The 3,780-nt window shown below is 68.5% G+C and carries 4 protein-coding genes; all 4 read right to left on the reverse strand.

Going from position 1 to position 3,780, the window contains the following annotated elements; genetic code table 11:
• Positions 1-66 (reverse strand): L28 family ribosomal protein (locus PHC73_RS14035; protein ID WP_366949877.1); only part of this gene is annotated, 66 nt, incomplete at its 3' end.
• Positions 67-207: 141 nt separating this feature from the next.
• Positions 208-1,842: an NAD+ synthase gene (locus PHC73_RS12245; RefSeq protein WP_300128673.1), complete on the reverse strand. Its 1,635-nt coding sequence runs from the start codon at positions 1,840-1,842 to the stop codon at positions 208-210.
• Between the two features lie 244 nt (positions 1,843-2,086).
• On the reverse strand, positions 2,087-2,860 hold the full coding sequence (locus PHC73_RS12250) for an SDR family NAD(P)-dependent oxidoreductase (protein ID WP_300128676.1): 774 nt from the start codon (positions 2,858-2,860) through the stop codon (positions 2,087-2,089).
• A 204-nt stretch (positions 2,861-3,064) separates the two neighbouring features.
• The coding region (locus PHC73_RS12255) for an OmpA family protein (protein ID WP_300128679.1) at positions 3,065-3,780 on the reverse strand (716 nt) is incomplete at its 5' end.

Raw genomic sequence — 3,780 nt, forward strand, 5'->3', positions numbered from 1 at the left:
GTTGGCGTGGGACACGTTGTTACCGGTCATCGGCCCCTTGCCGGTGACCTCGCAAACCCTGGACATGGAACTCTCCGCAGACCGTGGCCGGCCGCAACGCCGACAAAATGGCCGGCTTTTATACCAGAACGTGCCGGCGCTGGGTAGCGGGATGTCGCGAGCGGGCGGCGATTGGTTCGCGGCGTGCCGCCCGGGGCTCGGCGCATTTCAGCTCAAAGGCTCGCGGAAGCCCGAGGTGATCGGGTAACGGCGGTCGCGCCCGAAGGCGCGGCGGCTGATGCGCACGCCCGGCGCCGCCTGGCGGCGTTTGTACTCGTTGCGCGTGACCATGGCGATGACTTCGCGGATGGTCTTCAGACTGGCGCCGGTGGCGCGGGCGATGTCCTCGGCCGAGCGGTCCTGCTCCACGTACAACTCCAGGATGGCGTCCAGCACCTCGTAAGGCGGCAGGCTGTCCTGGTCGGTCTGGTTCGGGCGCAGCTCGGCCGACGGCGCGCGCGTCAACACCCGCTCGGGGATCACCGGCGCCAGGCCGTTGCGGTAGCGCGCGAGCTTGTAGACCAGCAGCTTGGGCACGTCCTTGATGACGGCAAAGCCCCCCGCCATGTCGCCGTACAGCGTGGCGTAGCCGACCGCCATCTCGGTCTTGTTGCCGGTGGTCAGCACCAGCTTGCCGGTTTTGTTGGACAGCGCCATCAGCAGCACGCCGCGCACGCGTGCCTGGATGTTTTCTTCGGTGGTATCGGGCGTACTGTCCTTGAATTCTTCGGCGAGCGCACGCTCGACGGCCGCCACCGTGTCGGCGATCGGGATGGTGCTGTAGCGCACGCCGAGCGCGGCGGCCTGCGCGCGGGCGTCCTCGAGGCTCATGTCCGAGGTGTACGGCGAGGGCATCATTACGGCATGCACGCGCTCGGGGCCGAGCGCATCGGCGGCGATGGCCACGGTGAGCGCCGAATCGACGCCGCCGGACAGGCCCACGATGGCGCCGGCGAAGCGGTTCTTGCCGATGTAGTCGCGCACGCCGGTGACCAGCGCCTGGTAGATGCTGGCCAGGCCGTCGATCTGCGCCACCTCGCCCGGCACCGGCTCGATGCCGGCGCGGTCCTGGCGAAAGCGCGCCAGATACAGGCCCTCCTCGAAGGCCGGCGCGCGCTGGCTGATGCGGCCCTGGGCGTCCATCACCAGCGAGCCGCCGTCGAACACCAGCTCGTCCTGGCCGCCGACCATGTTCACGTACACCACCGGCACCGGGCTTGCGGCGATGCGTTCGCGAATCACCGCTTCGCGCTCGGCCTGCTTGTCGACGTGAAACGGCGAGGCATTGATGTTGACGATGAGCTGCGCGCCGGCACGCACGGCCTGCGCCATCGGCGCCGGCCCCCAGATGTCCTCGCACACGGTCAGGCCGACGTGCACACCGCCCAGCTCGAACACCGCCGGCCGGGTGCCGGCATGGAAATAGCGCTTCTCGTCGAACACGCTGTAGTTCGGCAGCAGATGTTTGTGGTACAGCGCCAGCGTCTGCCCGTCGCGCAGCGCGATGGCGGCGTTGTACAGCTCGCCCTTGGACAGGTGCGGAAAACCGACCACCACGCCGATGCCGCCCACGGCGCGCCGGATGCGCTCGACGCCCGCCTCGGCACGCTCGATGAACTCCGGGCGCAGCAGCAGGTCCTCGGGCGGGTAGCCGGTGATGGCGAGTTCCGGAAACACGGCCAGGTCGGCGCCATGTTCGCGGCGGGCGGTGGCGGCCAGCTCAATGATCTTGTCGACGTTGCCGGTGATGTCGCCCACCAGGCAGTTCATCTGGGCGAGCGCGATGGTCAGTTCGCGGGGCATGTCTGGGCGCAGGTGGCGGCCGTCACGGTCCGGTTTGAATGGCGCGCACTGTACCACCGCCGTGGCAGCGGCCGGCTCAGGGGTTGTGAAGAAATGCGCGTCCTGCGCGTTGCTTGCGTCGCCCGTCCGGTACACGCCCGTCCGGTACCCGCCCGGACGGGCTCGCGCCAATCAAGCCCTAGGGGGCTCGATTCGCGTCCGGTCATCCCTGGCCGGCCTCGGAGCTTGAAAAATTCTCAAGCTTTCAGATGAAGGTCAGGCCGCCGTCCACCTGCAGGCTCTGGCCGGTGATGAAGCCGGCATCGTCCGAGCACAGGAACATCACGCCGTGGGCGAGATCATCGGTATGCGTCAGGCGCTTGATGGACTGCATCTGCGTCATGCGCTCGAACACTTCGCTGGGCACCGAGGGACGCTCGATCTCGGTCTTGGTGACGCCCGGCCAGAAGGTGTTGACGGTGATGTCCCAGGGGCCTAGCTCGCGCGCCATCGAGCGCGTCATGCCAATCATGGCGGACTTGGATGTGATGTAGTGCAGGTAGTTCTCGCGGCCCATGAGCACGGTCGCCGAGGAAATGTTGATGATGCGCCCGAAGCGTCGCGCCTGCAGGGTGGGCACCACCGCGCGGGCGCACAGGAAGGCGCCGGTAATGTTGACGTCCATGGCGCGCCGCCACTCGTCCACCGGCAGTTCCCAGAACGGCGCCATGGTGATGCGCGAGAACACGGCCGCGTTGTTGATCAGGCAGTCGATGCGGCCGAACGCGTCCAGCGCCGCCTGCGCCATGGCCTTGGTCGATGCCTCGTCGGCGACATCGGTGTGCACGAACAGCGCCCGGCCGCCCTGGGCCCTGACCTCGGCCTCCACCATCTGGCCCGCCTCGGCGTTGAACTCGGCGATCACCGGGATGGCACCCTGCGCCGCGAAGTGCTTGGCGTAGGCACGCCCAATGCCCTGCCCGGCGCCGGTGATGATGACCACGCGGTCCTTGAGGCCGGCGTAGACGTTGGATGTCATGGCTGTCTCCTCCTGATCGTTTTTGATGTCTCGCCGGCTGCGGCCGGCGACAGCCCGATGGTAGCGCTGTGGCCGCCCAAGACGCACGAAACCCGCGGCGAGCGCGGGTTTTGTGCGTCAGTTGGTGGGTTGACGGGCGCGGCGCCGAAAGGAACCGCTGCGCGCTGGGCCGAGCGCAGCGGCGGCGCTCGGCCCAGCGACCTGTCACTGCCGGTCGGTGATGCGCAGCTCGACGCGGCGGTTCTGGGCGCGTCCCGCCTCGGTGGCGTTGTCGGCCACCGGTTGGCTTTCGCCATAGCCGACCGCGGTCATGCGGCTCGGCTCGACGCCTTGCTGGACCAGGTAGTCGCGCACCGCTTCGGCGCGGCGCTGCGACAGGCGCAGGTTGTACTGCTCGCTGCCGACGGCGTCGGTGTGGCCGGCGATCTCGAAGGTGGCGTTGGGCCGCTTCTTGATCAGCGCCATGGCGTTGCCGTCCAGGATCGCCTTGGCCTCTTCGGACAGGGTGGCGCAGTCGAAGCAGAAATTGACCCCCTTGAGCACGACTGTTTCGGTGACCGGGGCGGGTGTCGGTGCGGGCAGTGGCTGCGGTGTGGCTACTTCGGGCACCGGGCGAGCGGCTGGCGCGGCCTGCGGGCGGGCGCCGATCGGAATGCTGACGCCGGCCATCACCACCCAGTCGTTGAAGGTGCTGTCGCCGCCGGGCACGTCGATGTCGGCGAAGTCCCAGCGATGACGCGCCTCGACGCGCAGCTTGGCGCCGTCGTCGTCGATGTCGTGCATGAAGCCCACACCGAGCTCGACCACCGGCGAGGTGCTCTCGTCGACGTGCGAGATGTCGTTGTGCAGGGCGCCGGCGCCCAGCACCGCGAACGGCGCGAACGCCGGGTTGCGGTCGAAGAACACCAAGCCGTCGATGG

The sequence above is a fragment of the Immundisolibacter sp. genome (assembly GCF_028696615.1).
Taxonomy (GTDB): Bacteria; Pseudomonadota; Gammaproteobacteria; order Immundisolibacterales; family Immundisolibacteraceae; genus Immundisolibacter.

Bases quoted from the DNA above. Each gene is read 5' to 3' on its own strand.
- PHC73_RS12250 (WP_300128676.1), bottom strand. From the start codon at position 2,860: ATGACATCCAACGTCTACGCCGGCCTCAAGGACCGCGTGGTCATCATC.
- PHC73_RS12245 (WP_300128673.1), bottom strand. From the start codon at position 1,842: ATGCCCCGCGAACTGACCATCGCGCTCGCCCAGATGAACTGCCTGGTG.